The following is a 25,913-nucleotide window of genomic DNA, read 5'->3' as shown; positions in this document are numbered from 1 at the left end:
GCGGCTCCGGCCGCTGATCGAAGGCGGGGGAGCGCGACGTGCGCTCCCCTGCACCCTCTACCCGACAGGAAGCACATGACAAGCGAGCGCTGGCTCCCGATCGCAGGATACGAGGGACTTTACGAAGTCTCCGACCTGGGTCGCGTGCGTAGCCTCGACCGTCGAGACAGCCGCGGCAATCAGCTTGCGGGCACCATTCGTAAGCTGGGCGTCATGAAGGGCGGTCACCTCAACGTGACGCTCTGCAAGGGTGGCAAGCAGCGCACGTTTTACGTCCACCGCCTCGTGCTGGAGACATTCGTGGGAGCTTGCCCCGAGGGAATGGAAGGTCTGCACGGTGATGGCGTTCCATCGAACAATCGCCTTGCCAACCTTCGGTGGGGCACGTCGCTTGAGAACAGTGCCGACGCCGAAAGGCATGGCACGGTTGCTCGCGGTGAAGCCAACGGAAGGTCCAGACTCACAGAAAAGCAAGTGCTTGCGGTCCGAGCAGCCATTGGCTCGCACCGATCAATCGCGGCCCGGTTTGGCATTAGCCAAGGCTCGGTCAGCCGCCTGAAAAACAAAATTGACTGGAGGCACCTCTGATGCAGAGGAGGACTTATATTGACGGTAACAGCGTAGGGCATGCGGCCCAGCACGGACAGGCCAAGAACGGCAAGCTCTACGCGGGCGAACGCGAGACCACCGCCATCTATGGCATGCTGCGCTCGATCCATAAGATCCTGCGTGAGCGCACGTTCGCCACCCCGATCATCCTGTGGGACGGCCGCTCGTGGCGCTACAGCGACTTCCCCGATTACAAGGGCACCCGCACCGACACCGCCGAGAAGGTGGCCGAGCGCGAGCGCTACAAGGCCCAGCGCCGCGACATGTTCCGCGGGCTGCATCTGCTCGGCATCTCCCAGCTTGTCGCCGGCAACATGGAGGCCGACGACATGGCCGCCATCCTGACGCGCAAGGCGATCGCACGCGGCGATCAGGTGTCGCTCATCACGGGCGACCAGGATTGGATTCAGCTGGTCGAGCGTGGCGTAGCGTGGGTCGATCACAAGCTCGACCGCAAGGTCACCTCGTCCAACTTCACCGAGTTCACGAGCTTCCGCACGCAGAAGGCCTTCATCCACGCGAAAGCGCTCCAGGGTGATACGGGCGACAACGTCAAGCCTCGCACCGGCGTCGGTGGCGAAGGCGCGGTTGAGCTGCTCTCGGTGTTCGACTGCGTCCACGAGTTCCAGCAGCTGTCGCAGGAAGACGCGGTCGCGCGCTGGCTCGCGGCCGGCAAGGCCGTGCCCAAGGTCAAGAAGGGTCAGCCGCAGACCCTGCCGAAGAAATACCAGAACCTGCGCGACGACATGGAGCTGCGTGAGCGCTTCGAGTTCGCGCTCAAGATGATGGATCTGGGCCATCCCGACATCCCGGCGCCGACGAACATTCGCGGCACCAAGACCAAAATCGACCGCACAGCTTTCGAGGGGTTCTGCGCGGAGTTCGGTTTCACGTCCTTCCTTCGGGACATGGACGCCTTCCTCTCACCCTTCATCCAGCTTGAACAGGAGTTCGGTAAGTAATGTCCCTCGCAGCAGCCCTCGCAGGCGCCCTCGAAAAGGGTGGCGTCAAGAACGACACCGCGCCGACCTATGGTCTGCACCTGTCCACGGGCGTCCCCCACATCGACAAGCTCGTCAGCGGCCAATACCGCGGTGGCGGGTTCCAATCCGGTCGTATCGTCGAGATCGCTGGCCCGCCGTCCGCGGGCAAGACGCTGCTCGCCCAGCACGTCATGAAGGAAGCGCAGCTCGCCGGTGGCGCTGCCAACTTCCGCGACCACGAGCGCACGTTCGACCAGAACCTCTACGCTGGCTTCGGCGGCGACGTCACGCCGGGCGTGTTCACCTACAGCCGCCCGCGCACGTTCGAGGACTCGATCGACGGCGCGATCGACTGGATGCGCGCGATCCGCAACGCGGACGTCATCCCGTTCGAGGCGCCGCTGGTGTGCGTGTTCGACAGCCTCGCGGCCATGGTCCCCGCCGAGAAGCTGTTCAAGTCGGACGGCAAGGAGATCGAGGGCGACGGCAAGGCGGCGAACATGCGCGACAAGGTGTCGCTCGCGGTCGCGACCAGCCAGGAGCTCCCGGCGTTCTCGACGTTCGTGGAGGAGAACAACATCCTCGCGATCTTCCTGAACCAGATCCGCACCAAGCCCGGCGTCACCTATGGCGACCCGCGCTACACGCCCGGCGGTGACAGCCTGCCCTTCTATGCGTCGGTGCGCCTGTTCCTCTCGCGCTCCATGGAGCGCGACAAGAAGACGAAGGAGGTCACCGGCCAGACCGTCACCGCCGAGACGGTGAAGAACAAGACCTATGCGCCCTTCAAGAAGGACGATTTCATCTTCAAGTTCAAGGAGGATGGCACCGGCTACATCGACGTGATCGACAGCATGATCGGCCACCTGCTCAACCTGGGCAAGATCGAGACGGCTGGCGCCTACATCGTCTGGGACGGCAGCAAGACGTACCGTTCGCAGTTGGTGCCCAAGCTTCACCAGGACTACCAGGCGTCCCTCAATCGCCTGATCGACATGGCCGAAGCTTAATCCACGCTTCGCCAAGTTGAACGCAGCGCTCGCAAGGTCTAAGTGCTTTGCGAGCGCAACGATTCAGGGATACCTATGACATTTGCCCTGCGAACCGATGACGGCGACATTTGGCCTGGCGACACTATTCTGGTGAACGGCTACGCCTTTGGCGACCGTCTTCTTGAGGACACGCTTTGGGAGCTCAAGGTCATCGACGGAAGCCTGACGTTTGCCGGGCTTCACGAAGAAAGCCGTAGTTACGTCGAGAACATGGCGTCGCGGGCGAAGATCGACGCATGGGGAGCCCGCGCGCTCGCCGAGATCGTCGAGAACGATGGCGACGGGTTGGCTGACGACCATGAGACCACGCTGCATTGGGGCGAAAGTTGATCGACACCGACACCCGCCAGCTGCGCCGCCGCGCGGACGGCACCTACACCTCGGGCGGGACAAACACCGCCGGCGAACGCAAGATACCCTGCGACCACTGTGGCGTGAACCGCAAGTGCGAGCTCCAGCCGCGCACGGCATGCAACCTGTTCGTGCCGACGCTGCCGTTCCAGGACGAGACCGGCCTGCACGACGTCGCCAACACTGTGCGCGTCGGCGTTGCCTGGACGCAGCGGCTGCTCACCAACCAGGTGGTCGCCCTCTACAACGTCAAGCTCAAGCATGTCTTTGGCCTGGCGCTCGTGGTGTCGACCGAGGCTGGACCTATCGACGAAATCCTTGAGCGCCACGCACACCGCAATCACCTCATGCTCACCACGCCGCCCCATACCGCGGCCATCATTCTCAAAGATTGGCAGTTACGAAACTATGGCCCTCGCATCATCAACGAGAAAACCCGCGCTACCGCCATTTACCTTCAACGCCTCGGTCTCGAAGATGCTGCGGCCTATCTCCAAGGGCATGAAGCGCGCCGGATTGCTCAAGGTTGCGCCTCGCGTACAGGGCAAGATCATGGAGACGGAGAGCGGCACCCGCTTCATCCTGATCGAGCAGAGGGGCCGGGACATCTGGCGGGGCAAGTCCAAGTCGCTGTCGGAGGCGATTGAGAAGGGCGAGGCCGGTATCGGGGTGGACAAGGTTCTGCTGATGCGCGCCATGACCCACGAGGTCACCACCGTCATGATCGTTGTGGAGGAGCAGCGTCGCATCTTCCTGACGCCGATCGCCGACTTCTTCGACGAGGATTTGTCCCGCGTCCGCGCGAACTACCAGGGCCGCGCGCACCGCATCGTGTCCTACGAGCGCTTCACCAAAAAATATCTCGGTCCCAACTTGCAGAAGCGAAAGCGCACCGCTAGACAAGCTGCATAGTGAGTGACACACACTACTCGCTAGATCGAAAGGTTCAAATGGCACGTCTCTCGAATACCGCGACCGCCGCCGAGCGTCGCGAGGCTCACGCCGCCAAGATGGCAGGCAAGAAGTATGACGCCGCGCGTCGCTTTGCAACGCAGCCGACCCGCCTCCAGGCATCGCTCGCTCGCGTACCCGCCGGTGCTTTCGGGCGCATGGCTCGTGCTAACCGACACACACTCGACCCGCACACCAATGCGCGTGAGATCGAGCGCCGCATCCGACAGGTCACGCGCATCAACAACAACCGCGAAAGCCGCCTCGACGAGACCGGCACCCAGACCCGCGGTGTCGTGCTCGCCGGCTGTCAGGCCTTCAACTTTTCGCGCCGGGGCCGGCTGGTCCCCGTCGCGACCGCATAACCACCCCAGCCAGGAGTAAGATATGACCCTCGACGACAACACCCCCACCGCCGAGACCGACACCTCGGCAGCAGCCGAAATGGGCGACACGCAGACGCAGAACGACGGCGCGACCGAGCAGGCCTCCGCTTCCGGCACGAACCTGCCGCCCTTCATGCACATGCTGTTCGACTCGCTGGTGGCCGCCGAGGACGCCGCCGCCGAGGATGCCGAAGCGGAAGAAATCGTTCAGGACGCCACCGACTTCTATGCGGTCGCCCAGACGCTGACCGGAATGTCGACCAACGCCGAGAGCTTCGCCGACAGCCTTGAGCTCAACGGCATGGGCGACATCGCCAAGCATGTCCGCGCTGCCGCGAAGGCCGTGCGCAAGGGCGCGAAGGTCTCCCGCGCGAACGCCGCCGAGAGCCTGACGGTCCTGTCGAGCGACACCGAGTAAGCCGATGATCGTCTACCTGGCCCGCAACGTCATCACTGGAGATCGCTACGTCGGGCAGACGTCGCGCTCCATCGACGTGCGGGTCAGGGAGCACCTACGCCACTGCCGCCGAACCGGCAAAAACAAGGGCATATTCCACAAAGCTCTGCTCAAGTATGGAGCGGAAGCATTTCGGTGGTCGGTTCTCGGGCGGGCTCGCGATCGCGATGCTTTAGATCGCCTGGAGCAGGCGTGGATCGACTTCTTCAAATGTCGCGCGCCAAACGGGTATAATCTCGAATGTGGTGGCAACCGCAATAAAGGTCACTCGCCACAGTCGAAGGCTCTGATCGCTGCCGCCAACACCGGCGTCGTATTCTCCGATGAACGTCGGGCAAGAATATCAAAGGCTAAGCGCGGGCAAAAATACCCGCCACGATCGCAAGTCCATGAGCGGAAGCTATCTGAGTGCAAGCTAGGCGAAAATAATCCCGCTTGCAAACTGACCGACGAGCAAGTCGCAGAGGTTCGCGCCCTGTTAAGCGAAGGAAAGCTCTCGCAGAGAGTAATCGCCACCCGCTTTGGTGTCAGTCAATCAGCTATATCAAGCATCAAGATGAACAAGCGGAGAACGCAAGCGTGACCTATACCGTTTCGTCAGATCAACATTGCCACTCTTGGTCGGCGTTCTCGACGATCAACTCCGACGGCATCAACAGCCGCCTAGCAATCATTCTGGGCGAGCTGGAGCGTCAGGCGCGCGAGCTTCTCGCTCGCGGTGGCGTTGATATGTTTCTGGGCGGCGACCTGTTCCATGTTCGCGGTCGCATTGACCCCACCGTCTTCAATCCCACCATGGACACCTTTCGCCGGATCTGCGCGATGGGTGTGAAGGTGTGGTGCATCGCCGGCAACCACGACCTGACAGGTAAGCACAGCGAAAAGCTGGGCAACGCCATGCAGGCGCTCGATGAGCTCGACGGGTTTACCGCATTTACCGACAGCATGCTGGTGACAACGGCGGACGACCAGGACGTGATGATGATCCCTTGGATCGAGGATCTCGATGATCTTCGCCAGCTCGCGATTGCCAGCGCCTCTCCCGATCGTGACCTTATCATCCACGCGCCGCTGAATGGCGTCATCAAGGGTCTCCCCGATCATGGACTTGATCCGGTTGAGGTGAAGCGCTGGGGTTATCGGCGCGTGTTCGTGGGACACTACCATTCGCACCAGCAGCCGCAGCCCGGCGTGTTCTCGATCGGCAGCCAGACGCACCAGACGTTCTCCGATCCTGGCACTCTGGCTGGCTTCCTGATGGTCGAGCCGGATGGTTCAGTCGAGCACCGCGAGAGCATGGCGCCGCAGTTCGTCAACATCGACGACGTGGCAGACATCGACCCCGTCACGGTCGCGGGCAACTATGTCCGCCTACGCTTCAAGGACGCTGACGCTGACACCCTGTCGGCCGCGCGCGAGGCGCTCAAGGATGCAGGCGCGCTCGCCTGGGTCGACCACAGCTCCAAGAAGCGAGAGGTCACCCGCGGCAAGTCGTCGTCGACCGCCAACGTCACGCTGGAGGTGTCCGTCGCCTCCTATGTCGCCAACCACCTCGACACGGGCAAGCTGTCCAAGAAGCGTGTCGCCGTCGACGCGCTCGACGTGCTTCGCGAGGCCCGCACTGTAGGCGCCGAATGAGCGGCAGGTTCTGGGTACTCGGGCCGGTCGTGGACAAGGGCGGCGAGCAATGGGGCGTGGTCGATGGGCACGACATGGTCGGCACCGCCCGCGCCCGTAAGCCGAAAGGCTACCGCGAGTTCTGGCCGACGCAGACCGAAGCCGATGCGCACGCCGCCAGTTTGAACAAGGAGACCGCAGCATGAAGATCACGGACGTCGAGATCGAGAACGTCCTGGCGATCGGGGAGGCCAAGCTCTCGCTCGACACGCTCGGCCTGGCGCACATCGCCGGCATCAACAACGACGAGACCAGCGCCGACAGCAACGGCTCGGGTAAGAGCTCCCTCCCCGACGCGATCAGCTGGTGCCTCTGGGGGACCACGGCGCGCGGTCTCTCGGGCGACGACATCGTCAACACGCCGGCCGGCAAGGGCGCGAAGGTCCACGTCACCATCGACGATGACGGCGAACTGTGGCGCGTCGAACGCTACCGCAAATATCCCAAGCTCAAGAACGGCCTCCACCTGTTCCAGTTCGACCCGGCGACCGGCGAGTGGGTCGACCGCACCAAGGGCACCTCGCCGCTGACGCAGAAGGCGGTCGAGCGGCTGCTGGGTTGCTCGGAGGAGGTGTTCAACGCCGCGGTTTACTCGGGCCAGGAGAACATGCCGGACATTCCGCGCATGACCGATCGCCAGCTCAAGCTGCTGGTCGAGCAGGCTGCCGGCGTCGACGTGCTCGCGCACGCATACGACATCGCGCGCGAACGCTATCGCAGAACCGCAGAGACGCGCGCACAAGCGCAAGTCGCGCACGACCGAGCAACCGAGCGTCACAACGACGCAATCGCGTCTGTGCAGCGTCTAAGCGACCAGAGCGCGACGTGGGAAACCAATCAGGTCGGCAAGATCGCGCAGCTCAAGGGCGACACCACCACCGCGGTGAGGGCGTTCAACGAGGCGAAGGCCGACCTCGACCCGGCGGGCGAAGCTCAGGTGGTCAAGGACATCGCGACCGCGCAGGCGAAGATCGCTGCTGTCCAGGGCGAGGTGCAGCGGGAGCGTCAGCTCGCCGCCGACGTGACCCAGGCGCAGACCGCGCTTGCGAGCATCCAGCGTCGTCTGACCGGCGAGGATACCACCGTCACGGCGGCCGAGCGATCGGTGGCCGCTGCCGAGGCTGCTGTCGAGCGGACCAAGAACGGCGTGGGCCAGCCCTGCGACGATTGCGGCCGACCGCTGGAGAAGGAGCACCTGGCCGACGCGATCGCCAACGCCGAACTCAAGGCCGCCGCGCAGCGCGACGACCGCGACAAATGCGTGGCGGCCCGCGATGCCACCAAGGGCAAGGTTGTAGCCTTCGAGCGCGCGGTCGCCGCGGCCCAGAAGGATCTGGACGATCACCGCGCGACCATGACGGACGTGTCGGCCGAAGGCGCTCGCCTCAAGAATCTCCAGCGCGAGCTCCAGATCATCCAGGCGTCCAAGAACGAGGTCGAGCGCCTGCGCATCGCTGCGCAGAACGTCGGCCACCGCTGGAAAGCCGAAGCCGCCGCCGAGAACCCGTTCAAGCCGATGATCGAGACGGCCGACAAGGAGGTGATCTCGCGCGCCGGCGCCGTCGAGCAGACCAAGGCCGATGTGATCGCCGCGGCCGAGCAGGAGGCATACGCGCAAGCCGTGGTCGAGGTGTTCGCCCCCGCCGGCGTGCGTGCGCACCGCCTGGACGAGGCGACGCCGTACCTCAACGAGCGCACCGCGCACTACCTGGGCAGCCTCGCCGATGGCGCGATCGACGCCTTCTGGACCACCTTGTCCGAGAAGAAGAACGGCGACCTGACCGAGAAGTTCTCCGTCACCGTCGAAAAGGCCGGCACCGCGCCCAGCTTCAACGCCCTCTCCGGCGGCGAGAAGCGCAAGGTGCGCCTCGCATGCGCGCTCGCGTTGCAGGACTTGGTCGCGACCCGCGCCACCAAGAACATACAGTTGTGGCTCGGTGACGAAGTGGACGATGCGCTCGATGCCGCCGGCCTGGAGCGCCTGATGGGCGTGCTTGAGGAGAAGGCGCGCGAGCGCGGCACCGTGCTGGTCATCAGTCACAACGACATCGCAGCCTACGCCCGCAAGACGATCCAGGTCGAGAAGACCGGCGGGCGCGCGACGGTCTCCATCATCTGAAAGAGGAACACATGGACGAAGATGACAGCTCCGACTTCCGCGCCTGCGAGGGTTGCGGAGGGTCGTTCTACCACGGCGACCTGATCGACGGCGACTATTGCGAGGACTGCTTCGAGGAGATGTTCGGCGGGGAGCCCGCCTGATGGCCGCGAAGAAAGCAGCGGCGGTCCCGGTAACGCCCGAAATGATCGACAAGGCTGCGCGCACGACGACGGTGAAGGACTTGGTCAAGCTGGCCGAGGCCTTCGTCCGCGCGGGCGCACACGGCCCCTTCCCCACCGAGCTTCCGATCTTCGGCCCCTGCGCGGTGCGCAAGCCCGAGGAGGGTGTCGTCTACCGGCGCCACAACATCCCTGTCGGCACGCGCGTCAACGCCAGCAAGATTACCATCGGCAAGCGCGACGGCCTCATCTTCGTCCTCCCGATCGAGGGCGAGTGGGTCTGCGACAAGGGTCCGGTCGAATGGATCGAGCTGGGCTGGGATGACGTCATCAACAGCTTCGCCGATCTCGCCGATCGGATCGAGGGCTACCTGGACGGCGTCAAGGTCGCCGAGATCCAGGCGAGCGTGAAGGACGCGATCGCCAAGAACCCTGCCATGCACAAGATCCTCACCGAGGGCTTCGTCCTCGCGCAGACGCACAAGAAAGAGGACGTCGCTGCCTCCGTGGACCAGGAACACCCCCTCTGGGGTCAGTTCTAGGCGTATTCGTCGCTTGACTCGCACGCGCTCGCTGGACCATGATGTGTGATGAGTAACACACACATTGAGAAATGGATGCCCGTAGTCGGGTTCGAGGGCTACGAAGTCTCGAACCTGGGGCGGGTGCGGTCCTACCGATCATTGAATGGTCGCGGCCCGCTCAAGATGGTGCCGCGCATCCTCAAGCCATCGAAATGGGTCGGCAAGAACTATGTTCGCTATGGGCTGCAAGCGCCCGGTGGCGTGGTTTGGAAGCGGGCGCACCATCTGGTTCTGGAAGCGTTCGTAGGGCCGCGCCCCGCCGGCTGCGACGGACTTCACGCTGATGACGACCAGAAAAACAACGCTCTAGGCAATCTGCGTTGGGGAACTCACGCGGACAATGTCGAGGACAAAATCCGCAACGGCAAGCAGGTCAAGGGGTCGGAGGTGCATCGTGCCGTCATCGACGAGGTGGCAGCCAAACGCATTAAGGCAAAGCTCGCGAACGATAACTCGCGCGGCACCGTCGCCCGCATCGCCCGCGAGGAGAACGTCTCCCGCACGGTGGTGTCGAGCATCAAGTTCAACAAAACGTGGAAGCATGTATGTCCGTAATCACCATGCTCGGCATTGATCCGAGTCTCCAAAATACCGGCTATGCCGTTTGCGAAGTCGACACCGTCACCCGCAAGATCGTTCGCGTCCTGGAGATGGACACGGTCATCACCGAGAAAAGCAAGGTCAAGCAGGTGCGTCGGTCGAGCGACGACATGACGCGCGCACGCTTGCACGCGGTCACCATTCGCGACGTTATCGCGCGACACCAGATCAAGGTCGGTGCTGCTGAGATACCGTCTGGCGGCCAAAGCGCGAGCGCAGCGAAAGCGTTCGGTATCGCGATCGGCATCCTCGCGTCGCTCACCATCCCGCTGATCGAGGTCAGCCCCGGAGAGGTGAAGATGGCGTCCGTTGGCTCGAAGACGGCCGACAAGGAGGACATCATGCGCTGGGCGCTCGCGCTCACCGAGGCCACCAACAGCCCCGTGGAGTGGAAGACCGGCCCGCGCAAGAACGAGTTCGAGATCGAGCACAACGGCGGCTACATGACCAAGGGCATGGAGCACCAGGCCGATGCTATCTCGGGTGTCGCCGCGGCGATCCAGAGCGAACAGTTTCGACAGCTCGCCGGGATGATGCACGCCCTCATTTCGTGAGAGTGCATGGTGACTGACACACACATCCCTGATACAATCCCGACCCGAATTGACCCGAGGAGAATGAACGGATGACCGCTGCTGCGGCCGGCGCAATGACGCGCCTCTACCACCACACCCTACCCAGCGGCGAAACGCTGACCATCACCCTCGACGACGCGCGTGACGCTCGCCTGACCGACTTCGGCAAGGCGACCCTGCGCGACCGCTATCTCCTGCCCGGTGAGAGCTTTCAGGACATGTTCGCCCGCGTGGCGATTGCGAACTCGGACGAGCAGATCCGCGGCGTCATGAATGGGCATGCCCAGCGCATGTATGACGCCATCTCGAAGCTGTGGTTCATGCCCGCGACGCCGGTGCTGACCAACTCGGGCACCGAGCGCGGCCTGCCCATCAGCTGCTTCCTCAACCGCGTCGATGACTCGATGGATAGCATCGCGGACACCGTCTACGAGAACATCTGGCTGGCGGCCAAGGGCGGCGGCATCGGCACCGCATGGTCCGACGTCCGCGAGATCAACCACCCGATCGCTGGCTCGATCACTGGCAAGACGAGCGGCATCATCCCGTTCCTTCGCTGGCAGGACGCCCAGACCGAAGCGATCAGCCAAGGCTCGCTGCGTCGCGGCTCGGCGGCGACCTACCTGCACGTCCGGCACCCCGAGATCGTCGAGTTCGTCGACATCCGTCGTCACCAGGGCGGCGACCCGCGTCGCAAGGCACACAACATCCACCACGGCATCCTCGTGCCCGACGCCTTCATGGAGATGGTGTTCAAGGATGATGCGGCTGATCGTCGCTGGGATCTGATCTCGCCCAAGGACGGCTCGGTCACCGACACCGTGGATGCCCGCGAGCTCTACATCAAGATCATCACCGCGCGCCTGGAGCTGGGCGAGCCGTACATCATCTTCATCGACCGCGTGAAGGAGCACCAGCCGGAGATCCACAAGGCGCTCGGCCTGGAGGTCGTTCAGTCGAACCTCTGTTCCGAGATCACGCTGCCGACCGGCGCTGACCACCTGGACAACTGGCGCACCGCGGTGTGTTGCCTGTCGAGCCTGGTCATGGACACCGGCGACGAATGGTTCGGCGACGAGGACTTCATCGTTGATGTCATGCGCTTCCTGGACAACACGATCCAGCAGTTCATCGACCGCACCGAAGGCATGAAGGGCTTCGAGCGCGCCCGCTACTCGGCGATGCGGGAACGGTCGGTCGGCCTGGGCATGATGGGCTTCCACTCGACGCTGCAAGCGAAGGGCATGCCGTTCGAGAGCATCCAGGCCACCAGCATGCTGTCGCGCTGCTGGAGCTGGCTCGCGCAGACCGCGGACAAGGGCCAGGACGTGCTGGTCGCCGAGCGTGGCGAGTGCCCGGACAGCGCAGACGCGCGGGCGATCGACCCGAGCATCAAGGCCAAGCGCCTCACCCACGTCTTCTCGGTCGCGCCGACCGCGTCGATCAGCATCGTGGCCGGCGGTGCCAGCCCTTGCCTGGAGCCGACCCCGGCGAACAGCTTCACCCAGAAGACGCTGTCGGGCAGCTTCAACGTCCGCAACCCGCACCTCGACGCGCTGCTCCGGCGCCGCTTCGACGAGCTGGAAGCGACCGTGAACAAGGCGACGCCGGACATGCAGCTGCTGCTGCGCGAGCAGCCTTCTTTCGCCCCGCTGGCGGCCGAGAGCAAGGAACAGTGGCTGGAGGACGTCTGGCACTCGATCACCATCAACGATGGTTCGGTGCAGCACCTGGCGTTCCTGTCCAAGCTCGAAAAGGCCACCTTCAAGACTGCCTTCGAGATCGACCAGCGCTGGGTCATCAAGCACCACGCGGCGATCGTGAAGCATGTCTGCCAGGCGATGTCGGTGAACGTCTTCCTGCCGGCAAACGTCCACAAGAAGGATCTGTCGGACCTGCACAAGCTGGCGTGGGAGCTGGGCCTCAAGAGCCTCTACTACCTGCGCTCGCGTTCGATCTCGAAAGCGATGGCTGTCGACAATCTTGCTGGCGAGATGCCGACCCCGCAGCTGGAGACCGCCGCGCCCGGCCCGATGTATGTGGACGAGCCCGAGTGCGCTGCCTGCCAGTAAACCGTTGACCTTTGTGCGTGTGTGTCATAACACACACGCACAAACCCGAGAGGTAGAAATGAACGACAATCTTGCTCGCGCGAGCGAGCGCCCGGTGACGGTGCTGACCGTCGCCCCCATCGGCCGCGTTGAGCTGCCAGGCGTCGGGCCGTGGCACGTTCACGAAGTCACGCGCAACAGCTTCGACATCAAGGACTCGGCCGGCATCGTCAGCAACCCGGCGGTCACGGCGCCCGGCCGCGGCGGCCGAGGCTTCAAGCGCAACGAGAACGTGATCTATGCGGACAAAGCCATCCCGAACATCATCGTGACGGCGTTCAACGCCGAGCTGGGTCAGGGCAAGTGAGCAACGAGCCCGACTTTCGCAAGCGCGCGGACCTTCTGGATACCCAAGAGCCCGAGAAGTGGTTCGAGCTGTGGGTGGGGCTCGCCAAGGAAGCCGAAGCTGCTGGCTGCACCTTCGTGCGGTTCACGGTGGTGAACGACGACTTTCCCGAGGGTGACACCCCGCACGGCGCCTACCTCGAAGGCTGGCTGACGCAGCCGGGCGAGCAGCCGAAGTTCGCTTGGCCGGCGGACGCCTGATGTTGAGTGAGGCAGCACAGCGGGACGGCGCGATGCTGGGCCAGGTGGTCTACGAGCGGCGTGAGGGTGACTTCTACCCCACGCCGCCCGAGAACGTGGACTGCCTCGCTCACTTCGTCGACCTGTCCGGCCGCGTGATCTGGGAGCCTGCCTGTGGCGAGGGCCATATCAGCAAGCGGCTTCTCCAGCTCACCGGCACGGACGCGGTCACCGGCGCCCAGGTCTACAGCACCGACCTTCACCATCGTGGCTATGGCCGTGGCGGCATCGACTTCCTCCGCGCGACGGTCACTCCGCGACGGGTGAATACCATCATCACCAACCCGCCCTTCGACGATCTAGCGGAGGCTTTTATCCGCCGGGCGCTGGCGCTGATGGAGCCGGTGGATGGCTTAGTCGCGATGTTCCTGCGGAATGAATACGACTGCGCCTCCACGAAGCGAGACGATCTGTTCGAGGGTCACCCCGCCTACGCGACCAAGATCGTGGTGACAAAGCGTCCCCGCTGGATCGAGGGCTCCAAGGGCTCGCCCCGGCACAACTACAGCTGGTTCGTCTGGGACTTCGCCGACCGCGGCGCACCGGCGACCATCCGATACATTCATCCTCGCGACGCGGCCCCGATCTGCCCCGCGACCATCAACTAGGAACGACATGAACGAAAATCCAGCCGCCAGCGCTGCGGCAAGCTGCGCCTCTGCGCTGGCTACCAGCGCCCAGAGCGCCAGCGCCAGCGCAGTCCACTCCTCGCGGGGAGGCTCCTCGATGCGGACCTCCGCATCAGCGCCTGCTCAAAACTGCCTCCAGACACGCACCGCCGGCCTGAACGATGTCGAAGCGGGCTTCTATGCCGAGGTCGAGCAGATGCGCGAGGACTTCGCCGACCTGTTCCGCCGCCTCGAATACAAGCGCGCACCTGACGAGCGCGCCCCGTTCATCATCGACGGTCGGTGGGCGGCGATCGCCAAGACGCAGCTCCAGCAGGGCATGATGGCCCTGGACCGCGCAATCCTCCGCACGAAGGAGTTCTGAGATGTTCGACAACTTCGAGCGTGCCTTCAAGGCGCTGATGATCGTCTCCGTCGCGGGCGCCATCACGATGATCGGCTTGGTCGTCTACGTCGGCGTCGCGATCGCCCGCTACCTGGGGAGCCACTGATATGAGCGAGCTGATTCTGCCCGCTTGCGGTCTGACCACGGCGTCGAGCGCATACAAGCCGATGCGCTACCCCCAGGCCTACAATTTCTGGAAGCGCCAGCAACAGCTGCACTGGTTGCAGTCCGAGGTTCGGATGGACCCTGACGTGCGCGATTGGAAGTCGCTCGATCCCCGCATGCGCGGCGTCTGTGGCGGCATCTTCAAGAACTTCACCCAGGCCGACATTGACGTCCAGCACAACTACCACGCGGTCTACCAGAAGATCTTCGCGCCCACCGAGGTCAACATGATGCTGACCGCCTTCTCCAATATGGAGACGGTTCACATCGACGCCTATTCGAGCCTGCTCGAAACGCTCGGCCTCCCCGACGACGAATACATGTCGTTCCTCGAATATGAGGAGATGAAGGCCAAGCACGACTTCCTGCACAGCTTCAACCCGACCAACCCCGAGGAAGTCGCGATGAGCCTGGCCGGCGTGTCGAGCTGCGGCGAGGGCCTGATGCTGTTCGCGTCGTTCGCCATGCTGCTGAACCTGCCGCGCAACAACCTGATGAAGGGCATGGGCCAGATCGTCTCCTGGTCGGTGCGCGACGAGAGCCTGCATTGCGAGGGCATCGCCTGGCTCTACCACCAGTGGATGCGTGAGAACGCAGCGCACATCGACCGCGAGAAGCACAACCGTGGCGTGAACACGATGGTGCAGGAGGCGGTCGGCATGGAGGACGCCTTCATCGACCTCGTCCACAAGGACGGCGACATGCCCGGCGCGACCCGCGAGGAGTTCAAGGCCTACGTGCGCTACATCGCCGACATCCGCATGGGCCAGCTCGGCCTGCCCGGCATCTACGGCATCCGGCGCAACCCGATCCCGTGGGTTGATGGACTCCAGGCTGGCGTGGAGCACGCCAACTTCTTCGAGCAGCAGGCGACCGAATACAGCCGCGCCGCGACGAAGGGCGATTGGGGAGACGCTTTCTAGCGCATTCTGTGATTTTGTGTCGGTTGAGCAACACCTTGCGTGTGTCACCCGACACAAAACCGCTTGCGCGCAAGATCGCGAGTCGGTAACAAACTGCATGCGCACCGACACACACAGCGAGTCGCGCTAAACCGCTCAAAAGAGGTTAAGTTCCCACATGCCCATCCCGATGGAGAAGATCATCTTCGAGCCCACGGTCTCGAAGTTCGCCGGCACCGTTTTCGACTTTTCCGGCCTGGAAGACGCAGTTATCCAGCTCGACCTGGAAGACGCAGCCTCCGATCCCAAGACGCCGATCGGCGGCATCCTCGCCCGCACCTTCGAGTCCGGTGACACACACTTCGGCGGCAACGGTGACGACATCGCGGAGTTCGCGGGGCGCCAGTGCTATAACAGCTTCACCAAGGGGCGCGACCCCATCGCGTATCACCTGAACATCAAGGAGAGCCAGCACGGCTCGATCTACGAGCACGTCAACGTGTGCTTCCTTGTCTCCGGCGTGTCGCGCTCGCTGACCCACGAGCTGATCCGCCATCGGGTCGGCACCGCCTACAGTCAGGAGAGCCAGCGCTACGTCGACGCGAAGGACATTCGCTTCGTGCTGCCGCCGCTGCTCGCCAACCACGTCGCCGGCATGTCGGCCGAGGAGCTCGAAGCCGACGCCGAGCTGACCATCTTTCGCCGCTCGTGCCATCAGTCGTGGCGCGAATACCAGAACCTCCAGAGCCAGTTCGTCGAACGGCTCAAGGCGATGGCAGCTGCCGGCGCCAGCGAGGACGCGATCGTGTCGGTCAAGAAGCGCGCCAATGAGGCCGCGCGCTCGCTGCTCCCCAACGCCGCCGAGACCCGCCTGGTCTTCACGACCAATCTGCGCTCACTGCGCCACCTGCTGACTCTGCGCGGTGCCGAGCCGGCCGACCTAGAGATCCGTCGCTTGATGCCAGGCCTTCTCGCGAAATCGCGCAGCCATGCCCCGCAGTTCTTTTCGGACTTCGTCTCGTCGCTCGGCAATGACGGCCTGGCGATCCTCGAAGCAGAGTTCGGGCGCTTCTAATGTCCAAGACTGCACACATCGTCGCCATCTGCGGCAGCTCGATCGGAGAGCTCGGGTTCGGCATCACCAACCGCCTTGCTACTATCACGCGCGTCCTGGAGGAGGGCGTGGTTTGGATCGGCCCGCGACCGCTACTGGAGGAGAACCTCGGCTTCGTCCAACCCATCCCCTACATCGTCATTCGCGATGGCGATAAGGTGCTCGCCTATGAGCGCGGCAAGGGCGGCGGCGACGCTCGCCTCCACGCCAAGGTCTCGATCGGCTTCGGCGGGCACGTCGATCTGGCTGACGCTGTCACCGACGAAGCTGGCGTCATCGACCTTCGCCGCACAATGGTGAAGGCATGCGTCCGCGAGCTGGAGGAGGAGCTGGGCATCGACCTGTCGGCGCTCATGCCCGAGCAACGTGACGCGCTGTGCAGCTGGACGCACGTCATCAGCTCCGACGCGTCGCCCGTGGACGAGGTGCATATCGGGCTGGTCGCCACGATCGACATCAGCGACCTTCCGGGGATCGACCCCGCCAAGTTCGAGGACGTGATCGAGAACGCTCGGTGGCGCTACGCTTCCGATCTCGTTGCCGATCAGAAGGACGGCATCGTCACGCTGGAGTCGTGGACCTCGCTTGTCCTCTCGCTTCCTTTTCAGGTCAGCGCATAGTCACTGACACACACTCAAAGGAGAACGTCATGCGTATCGGTTTCTGCGGCGCACACCGCACCGGCAAGACCACCCTCGCCCGCGCGATTGCCCGCATCTACCACCTCCCGCTGCTTTCGAGCAGCGCGAGTGCGGTAGCCGCTCGGCACTCGTTCGACATGGCGCACCACAACCGCCTCGACACCGGCATCCCCATGCAGGTCGAGCAGCTGGACACCATGATCGAGGGTTTCGAGGAACGCACGGAGGGCTTCGTGTCCGACCGCACGCCCCTCGACGCCGCGGCCTATCTGCTGGCCGACGCTACCGCGAGCGCCGGCACCCCGCTGTCGCGCGAGACCACCGTCACCTACGTCGAGAAGGCAATGGCGCTCACCGCCAAGCACTTCGACATCGTCATCCTCGTCCCGCCAGCGATCACTTTCGAGCCGATGGATGGCAAGCCGCCCATGAACGAGGCCTACCAGGAGCATCACCACATGCTCGTGCGCGGCATGCTGTTCGATGACGAGGTCTCGATCCGCAGCGGCCAGATCCAGCGCACCAATACGTCGCGGCTCGATCGCATCAGTGCGGTGCTGGAGTTCTGTGACCCTATCGCTCGCGAGAAGGGCATGGCTGTGCCCTGCGACGCAGAACAGTCGGTGGCGGCATGATGGGCGACGTTCTGCTCCGCGTGCGACCCAGCTTGTTGCTGCTTTCGCTCGCGGTCGGTCACGGCTGCGGCTGGCTGGCGAAATGGGTGCTCACATGAGCGGCCAGATCCACAAGATGACGATCAGCCGCGAGGCGCTGCTCAAGGCGGTCGCCCAGATCGTCACGGACCAGTCGGTCGGCATGGCGAACATGGACTGCGTCGCGATGAACGCGGTGCTGGTCGGCCAGCGTGCCGGCGGTGTGACCGAGACCTTCCCGCTCGACACTATTGAGGTGGAGCTGGTCAAGTCCGCGCCGGCGGCTCCCGCTCGCAAGGTTGGCAAGCTGTCGCTGGCTGCCGTGGACGGGGTGCTTGTCGCATGAGCTGGATGGAAGCCCGGCGCGCGCGCAAGCTCGCTCGCGTCCACCGCACGCTCGCGGCAATCCGGGCGGCGTGGAACCTTCTGGTGAAGGTCAACCTCGCCCGCCGCCCCATGCGGACGCCCTCGTGACCCGCCAGCTCATCAACTTCACCGACATCGAGTCCACGGGTCTGAACGAGCCGGATCAGCGGCTGATCGAGGTCTGCTGCCGCCTCTATGACAGCGACACCGAGCAGCTGGTGAAGGGCTACGTCTGGCGCAGCAACCCGCTGCGGAAGATCGAGGCGTCTGCCCAGAAGGTTCACGGCATCCGCCTGGACGATCTGGCGAACGAACCGACCTGGGACGTCATCGCTCCGCAGATCCGTGGCACGATCGAGCACCCGGAAGTCATCGCCCTGGTCGCCCACAACGGTGACCACTTCGACTTCCCGTTCCTCGACCGCGAGCTCCGGCGCGTCGGTCAGCCGACCCGCTTCCCCGCCACGTTCGACACCATGACGAAGGCCCGCTGGGCGACGGCCAACGGCAAGAACCCTCGCCTCGGTGAGCTCGCCAAGTGTCTGGACATCGAATACGACCCGAGCAAAGCGCACCAAGCTGAATACGACACGGACATCATGGCGCGCGCCTTCTTTGAAGGTCGCAGGCTTGGGTGGTTTTCGCTGTGATCGCGGCGACCGACGTCTCGATCGGTATGGCTGCCGGCTGGTTCACGATCACCGCGGGGCCGTTCAGCAAGAACGGCCTCCGGTGGGCCGCCCAATGCACCTGCGGGACAGAGGTGGAGCTGACGATCACGACCATCAACGCCAAGATCGAGAAGAACGGCTCGTGCCAGGCGTGTCGTTACCAGCGCGGCAGCAAGCACGGGCATGGCAGCACATACAATCCAACATGGTCGGTTTGGCAGGCGATGAAGCAGCGCTGCGCAAATCCTCGCAACAAGATGTTCGACCGTTACGGCGGTCGAGGGATCGCGGTCTGCGAGCGGTGGCGCAACAGCTTCGAGGCGTTCCTATCGGACATGGGCGAACGTCCATCCCGCAGCCACTCGATCGAGCGCGAGAACAACGACGGCAACTATGAGCCTGGCAACTGCCGATGGGCTACCCGTCAGGAGCAGAACCTCAATACGTCCCGAACCGTCAAGCTGACCTACGGCGGCGAAACCTTCATCGGCTTCGCAGCTCTCGCCAAGCGCCTCGGCGTCAAACCCGCAACGCTTGCTGGTCGAGATCAGCGCGGGACGCTTGGTAATTACGACATCACCCGCCTCAACTGAAAGGAAGACCCATGAAGATCCGCATCCCCGCGGGCGCTGCCGCATTGCACGCCTGCTCCACGCTGACCGGCCAGACCGTTCTGACCCGTGAAGGCGCCCTTCTCTGCTTCACCTCCGACGAGGGGCTCGACCTGGAGGGTACGCTCGTTGCGCTCAAGGCGGCGGACGACAGCATCGGAGAGGCTATTCTCGCCACCGACAACGAGGCCCTTATCGCGGGTATGACGGACCTGCGGCGGCTCACGCTCGGTATGGAGCGCGACGTGCGCTACTACTTCGAGCTTCGCGCTGCCATCTCTGGCACGAAGCCCACGGTGACCGACACCGGAAGCCAGCCGACTTCGACCGGAGACGCAGCTATCTCGACCTCACAGACGCAATCGAGCGTCGACAACGAGGAGATCGAGCATGAGCCGCCGCAACCGTCAGAGCCGCAGCAACAGCCCCGCCGCAAGCGCGGGTAAGTCCGAAATGACCGTCGTCGACGGCAACGCGGTCGGGGTCGCCCCGTCCGGTTCCGTCGACACCACCAGCGATGACGCGGTCGATGCCGCCCTCGCTGCGATCGACGCCGAGATCAGCGAGAAGGCCGACGTGGTCGCCCTCGCGGAGGTCGAGGAAGTCGAGATCGAGCAGTCCGACCCCCTGGTCGCCACCGACGTCGACACCGATGCGGACGAGATTGAGGCGATCCTCGCGGAAGCCGCCGATGCCGAGGTCGCGGGCTCGGATATGCCCGACGACGCCACCGCTATGCTCGCGGAGGAAGCGCCGCTCGCCGACGCTGACACCCCGCCGGCCGAGACGGTCGAGGACGTGGTCGAGAACCTGGAGGCGGTGTCCGAGGACGACGTGAAGGAGGTGATCGAGAAGGACGCCGACGCTCTGCTCGCCGCCCTCGACGCCGACGACAACACCGACCCGCAGGCGGTCGCCAGCGCGGCCAGCGCCACCACCAAGACGCCGCGCAAGAAGAAGGACGCCGCCCCGGCCGCGCCCGCCACCCCGAAGCGCGACTTCCACTCGGTCGCGTCGATCGACCCCGCCACCTTCAAGACCAACCTCGACGGCTGCAACGCCAAGAAGGTGCAGGAGAAGGCGCAGAACCTGATCCAGGCGATCGAGACGGGCAAGCGCCTGTCCCGCTACACCTCGGTCGCGGTGCGCCGTCTGGTCGACGACGGCAAGGTCACCGGCAAGAGCCTGGTCGAGGCCCTCCAGGGCGAGGGCCTGTCGCTCGGCACCGCACGCGCCCAGGCCCAGCAGATGACGGCGCTGTTCCGCATCGCCGGTATCGCCCAGCCGGACGCGACCGCGCCGAAGGAACTGGTGATCGCCGACAAGGCTCTCGCCGCCGAGCTGGTCAAGCTGGCCGCCTGATCCGGGTTGTGTGTCAGTTGCCACTTGCATCTTACGACGTGCATGGTAACTGACACACACGCGACGACAACCACACGAGGACGACATGAGCGACACCCCGATGAAGAAGGTCCGGTTGAAGGAGGGCTACGGCCTCCCGTTCTTCGCTGACGGCACGATCCGCAACACGATCGAGACGGTCGACGGCGAGCCCGTCATTCACATCGCGGTGACCGCGGTGGGCAAGACGCAGGAGGAGCAGAACAAGCACTTCCACGCCGAGCGGCTGCGCTTCGCGCGCCTCTGTGACCTCATCAACCGCGGCATCGACGCCGAAGCGGAAGGCTGATCCGATGCGCACGCTTTCAAAAGATGGCCGGGTCGCGATTGTACGCGACGTTCTGGCCCACGCTTTCGCTGACCGTGTCGATGCCTTCCTCACGCTGGAGAAGGCGCTGGTCAAGGATCTGGTCGAGCGCGTCTACCCGCAGCACATCCGCGACAAGATGATGGAGCTCCGCGGGTTCGCCAAGACGCTCGACGAGGCGGTGTTCTCCGTCCGCACGCGCCTGATGGTCAACGTGGCGGGCATGAAGATCCCGGTGGGCTACATGAAGCCGCAGCGCGACCGCTTGGGCACCGAGATCTACGTCGAAGATGTGATCGGATGGTGTCTTGCAAAGACCAGCCACGAGAAGCGCAGCATCGACGTCCTCTCGCTCTCGAACTACGCCCACGACGATCGCGTCTTCGTCGCGATCGAGGCCGGCGATGAGCTGGGCGACCGCGTCTCGGCCTATTATTCCGAGCGGGAAGCGATCTACGAGGAGGTGAACAGCCAGCGCGGCTCGATCATGGGAGTCCTCGCCCACATCAAGAACGAGAAGCAGCTGATGGAACGCTGGCCCGAGATCATGCCGATCGCGGAGAAGCACCTCACCAAGCCGATCGTGCGCCAGCTGCCGGCGATCCCCACGCCGGACCTCAACGCGATGTTGAAGCTTCCGCCGATGCAGGAGGCAGCGTGATCGCCATGCGCACCTCTCGCCTCCCCGCCTTCGTGCATCCCCACCCGATCGCAGGCTTCTTCTCTGCCGCCAGCAAGCAGGACATGCAGCGCCTGGCGACCACCCTCCGCTTGCTCACCGACTACCAGAAGGCGGTGATCGCGACGTGCATGGTCAACGCGCGCGTCATGTTCCCGCCGCTCATCTATCGCATCCCGGCATGGATCTGGGTGAAGCGCGGTCGCGATGAGCTGATGTTCTGGGCGCAGGTGTTCCACCATCCGAAGTTCGGCACCAAATTGGCGCGCGGCATCGTTGACGACGCGGCCCGCTGGGCGGTGTCCGGTCAGGACCGCGAGCAGAGCAACAGCGCCGGCGGTTTCAGCCAGCGCGAGGTCAACTTCATCGTCAACAGCATCGCTGTGATCCGCGGCGAGATGACCGCGAAGGAGGCGGTATGACGGATGTCGCCTTCTACTGGCTGGGTGTCGGCGTCGCAACGACGGTGGCGGTGCTCGCGGTCGCAGCGTTGCTGCTGTTCCTCTACGTGAAGCTGCTCCACGAGCGCTTCAACCTAATCTTCTTCCGCAAGTGCGAGCGCCGGCTTTCGATCGCATCCTGGTATAACGCCAAGCTGATGAACGACGAGCACTTCCATGCCGACGACTTCGTGATCGGTGAGCGCCCGTTCTATCTCTCCTACGAGTTCTCTTCCGGCCGCCGCGCGTTCGTGATGCTCGGCACGGTCGGTTCGAGCCGCCGCATGGCGATCCAGGGCAAGCACCCAGAGGACGAACAGTCGTGACCCTACCCGCGCACATCAAGGCGCTGGTCGATCGCGGCGCGCTGTTCGTCATCAACGACAGCGGCGGCAAGGACAGCCAGGCGATGAAGGTGATGCTCAAGCGGCTGATCCCTCACGCCCAGATGCTGATCGTCCATGCGGTGCTGCCCGAGGTCGAGTGGGACGGCTCGATCGAACACATCCAGCGCTACAGCGCGGGCATCCCGATCATCGAAGCCCACGCCTGCAAGACGTTCTGGCAGATGGTCGACCACCGCGGCATGTTTCCCTCGCCCGCGAACCGTCAATGCACGTCGGACCTCAAGACCGGCCCGATCACGCGCGAGATCCGTCGCTACCTAGCCGCCCACCCCGAGTTCGGTGGCCTGGTGGTCAACTGCATGGGCATGCGCGCGGCCGAGAGTCCCAAGCGGAGCAAGCTGGTCGACATCAAGCGCAACGAGCGCAATTCCGTGGCCGGTCGCGAGTGGTATGATTGGCTGCCGATCCATCACTTCTCGACCGAGCACGTCTTCCAGCTGATCGCCGCCGCCGGTGAGAGGCCCTTCTGGACCTACGACGCCGGCATGAGCCGCAAGAGCTGCATCATCTGCATCATGTCGTCCAAGGATGACCTGACGCGCGCCGCCGAGCTCCAGCCGCAGGTTTATGCCCGCTACTGCCACAAGGAGGTCGAGCTGGGCTTCACCGTCAGCATGTCGGGCAAGCGCCTCCCCGAGATCACCGGGATCGAGCCGCTCCCGCTGGCAGCATGATCTGCCCCGTTTGCAAAGGCTCGGGCAACATCGTCACGTTCGCCCGTGGGCTCGAATACTGGCCGTGCGTCTGCGGTGGCGCGGGCGTTCTCATTCAACACCAGCCCGCAGTCATTCAGACCAGCGGGCGCAAGCGTAACAAGGGCGGTCGATTTTAAGCGTCACAGAGACGCGCGACCGCTCTAGCTAGGTCGCACTAGCTAAGACGCGAGAATCGCGCTCACAGCGCACCACAGCGCGAAATTGAGCGCACCGCGCACCATCACTGAAAAGCACCGCGCAAACCGATCGCTGAAAATACCCACTTGCGCGAATCTTTGTGAGTGCTAACTGACACACACAAGCGGTGAAGCGGTTCACCATTAGGAGGTTCACATGGGCATCGCTGAACAGGGCCTGGAGACAGTCAAGGACGTGGTCGCTGCGCGCGGTGCGCCTTACGCTACCTCGCTGTCTGACGACACACACATCTTCCACTTCGATCGCAGCGGCTTCTACGAAGACAGCCCGATCCTGTTCGTCAATCGGAACGGGCACCACTTCCGCCTGATCCAGCAGCCCGCCGGCGATTGGCTGTTCGCGAGCACCTGGAACGGCATCTTCGACACTCAGGGTTGGCAGACCAAGGCCCAGCTGCGCCGAGCAGAAGCGGCCAAGCTGATCCAGCTGTGCGGCATCGGCCCGCAGGGCACGCGCGGCCCGCAGTTCGAGAGCCTGTGCCTCCTGCCCCGCGACACGACCAGCGGCCGGCGCAAGGCATCCTGGCGCCACAAGCTGATAGACGTGGCGTTCGATCGCGGCACCGACACCTTCCACCTGATCGTGCCCAGCGCGAACGGTCAGACGGAACTGCGGCAGACCTTCAACGGCAAGCTGTGGGAGAGCCGCGAGGCCGTGAAGTTCTGCGCCGAGCAGTTCGCCTACGAGAAGCCAACGATCGCGGCGAAGGCGACCAAGGGTCCGCTGAGCGTCGAGCAGGCGGCGGTCCTCGAAGACAACCCGCTGTGGGGCATGTTCTGATGGGTATCTGTCAGATCGGCGGCACTTTCTGTGAGGCATGCTCGCTACCTCCCTGGGAGTTGACGCAGGTGCCCGGCTGCGGCGCCCCAATCACTCGCGAGACCGTGCGCGTCTCCGCCGAGCGGGCGATGCAAGCGGCGGATCGGGCCAGCAAACCGGTGCTCACAGACGAGGAGCGTGAGGAGGCCGCACGCTGGGGCGAGAAAATCGTCGCCGCGGCGGTGCGCTTCCCCGTAGGCGAGCCGTTTTGCGAGGGCATGTGGATGGGCAAGCGCACCTATCCCGACTTCCTCACGGTGAGCGCACCGCCGCCAGCTCGACACGGAACGCTCCTGCACCCCTTGTCAGCTCGCGGCATCCGCGTGGCCGCGCACGACCAGGGCTTTCTCACAAGCCGTGGTCGGTTCGTCAGTCGCGAGGAGGCGCTCAAGATCGCAGTGGCCGGTCGCCAACCTCTGATCGAACATGGTTCGCGTCACCCGACGCAACTGTTCTCGGAGGATCTCTGGTGAACCGACGTGAGCAGGAGAAGCGATGGCAGGCAGAGGAGCGCATCGAGGTTGATGCCGCTCTCCGCGCTGCTGGTTCGCACCGGGCCGACTGCCTGTGCTTGGCCGTAACTGACGATTGGCGAGAGGGCGACCCAGCATGTTGGCAGATGGACGTCCGCTAAGGCCCGCGCTGCACTTCGTCGGCTTCCGAGGCGATGAATACATGCGAGCGGTGCGCATCTGGGGCGAGCCCAGCTTCATCCACCGGGTCAACGATCCGCGGATGCGCCGCGAGCTCCACTCGGCCGACACCATCATCTTCGCCAACGGGCACGAGGCGAAGCCGGCCGACCGCAACGGCCAAGACTTGAACGAGGATCTCCCGAAGTGAAAACGTCCAGCACCTACAAGCTCCAGCGCCTCTCCGCGGCGATCAAGGTTGGCGAGAAACCGCAGGTCATCATCCGCGGCGAGGCCACTTCGCACCGCATCCAGCGACTGCGCAACAAGCAGCACTCCGTCGAGCTGGCGCTGGAGAAGAACGGCGGATTTCTGATCGTCGACCCTGACGACATCCTTGCCATCCTCGTGCGCTCGCAGCCCAACACCGACGACGCATAACCCACCCGACTGACACCAGGACTAGAGATACCAGCGATGCAACAGCAACAGCAGGCAATGACGATGCACACCATGACGAACGAAGGCTTTGGCGGCCACATCAGCGGTGAAGGTCTCGGCGGCGTTTCCGCACGCGAGGGCTGGGGCGGCGACATCACCGCTGCGCCCCGCAAGCTGCGTCGCCTCCTCCACCGCGATCGCTTCTTCGAGACGCTCGACGATGGCTGATCCGACCCTTGGCTTCGCGCCAGCGCTGGGTGTATGTGCCAACCCTCACACGAGGGATACATACATGGACCAGCAGAACAGCCGCGGGCGCCTTCATCGCCTGATGTATGGCCGCGGCGGGCCGGCGCCGGAGCGCAAGGAAATGACCCGCGGACAGCAGACCGCGTGGATCTTGGCAGCGATCGCCGTCGTGGCGTTCCTGGCCTTCAACTACATGGAAACGCGCGACGACCCCTGCGCATCCGTGTTCGCCGACAGGGGCTGTGCCGCCGAGCAGGCAGCCGAGCGCTTGAAGGCTTTGCAATAA

Annotated in this window: 43 protein-coding genes; all 43 read left to right on the top strand. The window is 64.1% G+C overall.

The features are described 5' to 3' along the window. Positions 1–75: 75 nt before the first annotated feature. The 43 genes from MHZ35_RS11785 (at position 76) to MHZ35_RS11590 (ending at position 25,913) form a co-directional block, all read left to right on the top strand. Positions 76–588, top strand: coding sequence for an NUMOD4 motif-containing HNH endonuclease (locus MHZ35_RS11785; protein ID WP_239435804.1), 513 nt, complete (start codon positions 76–78; stop codon positions 586–588). After that, positions 588–1,571, top strand: coding sequence for a hypothetical protein (locus MHZ35_RS11780; RefSeq protein ID WP_239435803.1), 984 nt, complete (start codon positions 588–590; stop codon positions 1,569–1,571). Before MHZ35_RS11785 ends, MHZ35_RS11780 begins: the two co-directional genes overlap by 1 nt. After that, positions 1,571–2,602, top strand: coding sequence for a hypothetical protein (locus tag MHZ35_RS11775; RefSeq protein WP_239435802.1), 1,032 nt, complete (start codon positions 1,571–1,573; stop codon positions 2,600–2,602). Before MHZ35_RS11780 ends, MHZ35_RS11775 begins: the two co-directional genes overlap by 1 nt. Positions 2,603–2,677: 75 nt before the next feature. Further along, complete coding sequence (locus MHZ35_RS11770; protein ID WP_239435800.1) at positions 2,678–2,974, top strand: hypothetical protein; 297 nt, start codon at positions 2,678–2,680, stop codon at positions 2,972–2,974. Continuing rightward, entirely contained in the window at positions 2,971–3,642 is a 672-nt protein-coding gene (locus MHZ35_RS11765; protein ID WP_239435798.1) for a hypothetical protein, read from the top strand. The genes MHZ35_RS11770 and MHZ35_RS11765 overlap by 4 nt, the downstream gene beginning before the upstream one ends. Before the next feature lie 22 nt (positions 3,643–3,664). After that, positions 3,665–3,907: a hypothetical protein gene (locus MHZ35_RS11760; protein WP_239435796.1), complete on the top strand. Its 243-nt coding sequence runs from the start codon at positions 3,665–3,667 to the stop codon at positions 3,905–3,907. 38 nt (positions 3,908–3,945) lie between these two features. After that, positions 3,946–4,311 (top strand): hypothetical protein, encoded by a 366-nt coding sequence (locus MHZ35_RS11755; RefSeq protein WP_239435795.1) that lies wholly within the window; start codon positions 3,946–3,948, stop codon positions 4,309–4,311. Positions 4,312–4,333: 22 nt separating this feature from the next. Continuing rightward, complete coding sequence (locus MHZ35_RS11750) at positions 4,334–4,750, top strand: hypothetical protein (protein WP_239435794.1); 417 nt, start codon at positions 4,334–4,336, stop codon at positions 4,748–4,750. Positions 4,751–4,754: 4 nt separating this feature from the next. After that, the gene (locus MHZ35_RS11745; RefSeq protein ID WP_239435793.1) at positions 4,755–5,372 is read left to right on the top strand and encodes an NUMOD3 domain-containing DNA-binding protein; all 618 of its coding nucleotides are present in this window, start codon (positions 4,755–4,757) and stop codon (positions 5,370–5,372) included. Beyond that, a complete protein-coding gene (locus MHZ35_RS11740; protein ID WP_239435791.1) occupies positions 5,369–6,427 on the top strand; it encodes a metallophosphoesterase in 1,059 nt (352 codons plus the stop codon). The genes MHZ35_RS11745 and MHZ35_RS11740 overlap by 4 nt, the downstream gene beginning before the upstream one ends. Further along, positions 6,424–6,612, top strand: a complete 189-nt coding sequence (locus tag MHZ35_RS11735; RefSeq protein WP_239435790.1) for a hypothetical protein — start codon at positions 6,424–6,426, stop codon at positions 6,610–6,612. The genes MHZ35_RS11740 and MHZ35_RS11735 overlap by 4 nt, the downstream gene beginning before the upstream one ends. After that, a complete protein-coding gene (locus tag MHZ35_RS11730) occupies positions 6,609–8,585 on the top strand; it encodes an AAA family ATPase (protein WP_239435789.1) in 1,977 nt (658 codons plus the stop codon). Before MHZ35_RS11735 ends, MHZ35_RS11730 begins: the two co-directional genes overlap by 4 nt. A gap of 11 nt (positions 8,586–8,596) precedes the next feature. Next, positions 8,597–8,728 carry a hypothetical protein gene (locus tag MHZ35_RS18050; RefSeq protein ID WP_274615888.1) on the top strand — a complete coding sequence of 44 codons (132 nt, stop codon included), beginning with the start codon at positions 8,597–8,599 and terminating at the stop codon, positions 8,726–8,728. After that, complete coding sequence (locus MHZ35_RS11725) at positions 8,728–9,288, top strand: hypothetical protein (RefSeq protein ID WP_239435787.1); 561 nt, start codon at positions 8,728–8,730, stop codon at positions 9,286–9,288. Before MHZ35_RS18050 ends, MHZ35_RS11725 begins: the two co-directional genes overlap by 1 nt. 48 nt (positions 9,289–9,336) lie before the next feature. Continuing rightward, positions 9,337–9,885 (top strand): NUMOD4 motif-containing HNH endonuclease, encoded by a 549-nt coding sequence (locus tag MHZ35_RS11720; protein WP_239435786.1) that lies wholly within the window; start codon positions 9,337–9,339, stop codon positions 9,883–9,885. 5 nt (positions 9,886–9,890) lie between these two features. Continuing rightward, positions 9,891–10,484 (top strand): crossover junction endodeoxyribonuclease RuvC, encoded by a 594-nt coding sequence (locus MHZ35_RS11715; RefSeq protein WP_239435785.1) that lies wholly within the window; start codon positions 9,891–9,893, stop codon positions 10,482–10,484. A gap of 95 nt (positions 10,485–10,579) precedes the next feature. Next, the gene (locus MHZ35_RS11710) at positions 10,580–12,577 is read left to right on the top strand and encodes a ribonucleoside-diphosphate reductase subunit alpha (RefSeq protein WP_446741046.1); all 1,998 of its coding nucleotides are present in this window, start codon (positions 10,580–10,582) and stop codon (positions 12,575–12,577) included. A gap of 58 nt (positions 12,578–12,635) precedes the next feature. Beyond that, a complete protein-coding gene (locus MHZ35_RS11705) occupies positions 12,636–12,923 on the top strand; it encodes a hypothetical protein (RefSeq protein WP_239435783.1) in 288 nt (95 codons plus the stop codon). Next, a complete protein-coding gene (locus MHZ35_RS11700; RefSeq protein WP_239435781.1) occupies positions 12,920–13,162 on the top strand; it encodes a hypothetical protein in 243 nt (80 codons plus the stop codon). Before MHZ35_RS11705 ends, MHZ35_RS11700 begins: the two co-directional genes overlap by 4 nt. Next, entirely contained in the window at positions 13,162–13,809 is a 648-nt protein-coding gene (locus MHZ35_RS11695; RefSeq protein ID WP_239435780.1) for a class I SAM-dependent methyltransferase, read from the top strand. The genes MHZ35_RS11700 and MHZ35_RS11695 overlap by 1 nt, the downstream gene beginning before the upstream one ends. 118 nt (positions 13,810–13,927) lie before the next feature. Further along, entirely contained in the window at positions 13,928–14,194 is a 267-nt protein-coding gene (locus MHZ35_RS11690) for an Acb2/Tad1 domain-containing protein (protein WP_239435779.1), read from the top strand. 1 nt (position 14,195) lies between these two features. Continuing rightward, the gene (locus MHZ35_RS18045) at positions 14,196–14,321 is read left to right on the top strand and encodes a hypothetical protein (RefSeq protein WP_274615887.1); all 126 of its coding nucleotides are present in this window, start codon (positions 14,196–14,198) and stop codon (positions 14,319–14,321) included. Between the two features lies 1 nt (position 14,322). Beyond that, positions 14,323–15,303 (top strand): ribonucleotide-diphosphate reductase subunit beta, encoded by a 981-nt coding sequence (locus MHZ35_RS11685; protein WP_239435778.1) that lies wholly within the window; start codon positions 14,323–14,325, stop codon positions 15,301–15,303. A gap of 157 nt (positions 15,304–15,460) precedes the next feature. After that, positions 15,461–16,357 carry an FAD-dependent thymidylate synthase gene (gene thyX / locus MHZ35_RS11680; RefSeq protein ID WP_239435777.1) on the top strand — a complete coding sequence of 299 codons (897 nt, stop codon included), beginning with the start codon at positions 15,461–15,463 and terminating at the stop codon, positions 16,355–16,357. After that, positions 16,357–17,016 carry an NUDIX domain-containing protein gene (locus MHZ35_RS11675; RefSeq protein ID WP_239435776.1) on the top strand — a complete coding sequence of 220 codons (660 nt, stop codon included), beginning with the start codon at positions 16,357–16,359 and terminating at the stop codon, positions 17,014–17,016. The genes thyX and MHZ35_RS11675 overlap by 1 nt, the downstream gene beginning before the upstream one ends. 29 nt (positions 17,017–17,045) lie before the next feature. Continuing rightward, positions 17,046–17,672, top strand: a complete 627-nt coding sequence (locus MHZ35_RS11670; RefSeq protein WP_239435774.1) for an AAA family ATPase — start codon at positions 17,046–17,048, stop codon at positions 17,670–17,672. Between the two features lie 94 nt (positions 17,673–17,766). Next, entirely contained in the window at positions 17,767–18,036 is a 270-nt protein-coding gene (locus tag MHZ35_RS11665; protein WP_239435772.1) for a hypothetical protein, read from the top strand. Next, positions 18,033–18,164, top strand: a complete 132-nt coding sequence (locus MHZ35_RS18040) for a hypothetical protein (RefSeq protein WP_274615886.1) — start codon at positions 18,033–18,035, stop codon at positions 18,162–18,164. Before MHZ35_RS11665 ends, MHZ35_RS18040 begins: the two co-directional genes overlap by 4 nt. Beyond that, positions 18,161–18,706: a 3'-5' exonuclease gene (locus tag MHZ35_RS11660; protein ID WP_239435770.1), complete on the top strand. Its 546-nt coding sequence runs from the start codon at positions 18,161–18,163 to the stop codon at positions 18,704–18,706. Before MHZ35_RS18040 ends, MHZ35_RS11660 begins: the two co-directional genes overlap by 4 nt. Further along, positions 18,703–19,320, top strand: coding sequence for a hypothetical protein (locus MHZ35_RS11655; protein ID WP_239435768.1), 618 nt, complete (start codon positions 18,703–18,705; stop codon positions 19,318–19,320). Before MHZ35_RS11660 ends, MHZ35_RS11655 begins: the two co-directional genes overlap by 4 nt. Before the next feature lie 11 nt (positions 19,321–19,331). Further along, positions 19,332–19,784, top strand: a complete 453-nt coding sequence (locus tag MHZ35_RS11650) for a hypothetical protein (RefSeq protein ID WP_239435766.1) — start codon at positions 19,332–19,334, stop codon at positions 19,782–19,784. After that, positions 19,729–20,700: a hypothetical protein gene (locus tag MHZ35_RS11645; protein ID WP_239435764.1), complete on the top strand. Its 972-nt coding sequence runs from the start codon at positions 19,729–19,731 to the stop codon at positions 20,698–20,700. The genes MHZ35_RS11650 and MHZ35_RS11645 overlap by 56 nt, the downstream gene beginning before the upstream one ends. A gap of 85 nt (positions 20,701–20,785) precedes the next feature. After that, positions 20,786–21,028, top strand: coding sequence for a hypothetical protein (locus MHZ35_RS11640; RefSeq protein ID WP_239435763.1), 243 nt, complete (start codon positions 20,786–20,788; stop codon positions 21,026–21,028). 4 nt (positions 21,029–21,032) lie between these two features. Beyond that, on the top strand, positions 21,033–21,707 hold the full coding sequence (locus MHZ35_RS11635) for an Nmad5 family putative nucleotide modification protein (RefSeq protein ID WP_239435761.1): 675 nt from the start codon (positions 21,033–21,035) through the stop codon (positions 21,705–21,707). Positions 21,708–21,712: 5 nt separating this feature from the next. Next, positions 21,713–22,147: a hypothetical protein gene (locus MHZ35_RS11630; protein ID WP_239435760.1), complete on the top strand. Its 435-nt coding sequence runs from the start codon at positions 21,713–21,715 to the stop codon at positions 22,145–22,147. Next, positions 22,144–22,491, top strand: coding sequence for a hypothetical protein (locus MHZ35_RS11625; RefSeq protein ID WP_239435758.1), 348 nt, complete (start codon positions 22,144–22,146; stop codon positions 22,489–22,491). Before MHZ35_RS11630 ends, MHZ35_RS11625 begins: the two co-directional genes overlap by 4 nt. Beyond that, the gene (locus tag MHZ35_RS11620; protein ID WP_239435757.1) at positions 22,488–23,246 is read left to right on the top strand and encodes a phosphoadenosine phosphosulfate reductase domain-containing protein; all 759 of its coding nucleotides are present in this window, start codon (positions 22,488–22,490) and stop codon (positions 23,244–23,246) included. Before MHZ35_RS11625 ends, MHZ35_RS11620 begins: the two co-directional genes overlap by 4 nt. A gap of 375 nt (positions 23,247–23,621) precedes the next feature. Next, positions 23,622–24,266 (top strand): hypothetical protein, encoded by a 645-nt coding sequence (locus MHZ35_RS11615; protein ID WP_239435756.1) that lies wholly within the window; start codon positions 23,622–23,624, stop codon positions 24,264–24,266. A 59-nt stretch (positions 24,267–24,325) separates the two neighbouring features. Next, the gene (locus MHZ35_RS11610; RefSeq protein ID WP_239435755.1) at positions 24,326–24,778 is read left to right on the top strand and encodes a hypothetical protein; all 453 of its coding nucleotides are present in this window, start codon (positions 24,326–24,328) and stop codon (positions 24,776–24,778) included. A gap of 202 nt (positions 24,779–24,980) precedes the next feature. Then, a complete protein-coding gene (locus MHZ35_RS11605) occupies positions 24,981–25,148 on the top strand; it encodes a hypothetical protein (RefSeq protein ID WP_239435754.1) in 168 nt (55 codons plus the stop codon). Further along, the gene (locus tag MHZ35_RS11600; RefSeq protein WP_239435752.1) at positions 25,145–25,378 is read left to right on the top strand and encodes a hypothetical protein; all 234 of its coding nucleotides are present in this window, start codon (positions 25,145–25,147) and stop codon (positions 25,376–25,378) included. The genes MHZ35_RS11605 and MHZ35_RS11600 overlap by 4 nt, the downstream gene beginning before the upstream one ends. 57 nt (positions 25,379–25,435) lie before the next feature. Continuing rightward, entirely contained in the window at positions 25,436–25,606 is a 171-nt protein-coding gene (locus MHZ35_RS11595) for a hypothetical protein (RefSeq protein ID WP_239435751.1), read from the top strand. 64 nt (positions 25,607–25,670) lie between these two features. Continuing rightward, on the top strand, positions 25,671–25,913 hold the full coding sequence (locus MHZ35_RS11590) for a hypothetical protein (protein WP_239435749.1): 243 nt from the start codon (positions 25,671–25,673) through the stop codon (positions 25,911–25,913).

This window comes from Sphingomonas sp. ACRSK, assembly GCF_022346685.1.
Taxonomy (GTDB): domain Bacteria; phylum Pseudomonadota; class Alphaproteobacteria; order Sphingomonadales; family Sphingomonadaceae; genus Sphingomonas; species Sphingomonas molluscorum.
Note: the sequence above shows the minus strand (reverse complement) of the source record. Positions and strands in the feature narration are given on the sequence as shown.